Origin of the sequence: Acinetobacter sp. UBA1297, assembly GCF_002307755.1 — a bacterium.
Taxonomy (GTDB): domain Bacteria; phylum Pseudomonadota; class Gammaproteobacteria; order Pseudomonadales; family Moraxellaceae; genus Acinetobacter; species Acinetobacter radioresistens.
In genome coordinates, this window is the sequence record NZ_DBUF01000021.1 from 1 (window position 1) to 212 (window position 212).

General features: G+C 68.9%; 1 protein-coding gene. It reads right to left on the reverse strand.

The genetic code is table 11. The features are described 5' to 3' along the window. The coding region (locus tag B3R63_RS09485) for an Ig-like domain-containing protein (RefSeq protein WP_286730695.1) at window positions 1–212 on the reverse strand (212 nt) is incomplete at both ends.

The following is a 212-nucleotide window of genomic DNA, read 5'->3' on the forward strand; positions in this document are numbered from 1 at the left end:
TCAACCGTCGCGCTGGCCGGGGCCGAGCTGTTGCCGGCCGCATCGCTGGCCACCACGCTGATCTGCTGGCCATCGCTCAGGTTGCCCGGGTTGGCCACGCTCCAGTTCCCCGCAGCATCTGCCACGGTGCTGGCCGTGGTGCCGTTCGGATAGGTCACCACGATCCGTGCACCCGCCTCTGCCGTGCCGCTGATCGGGTCAGTGGCATTGAC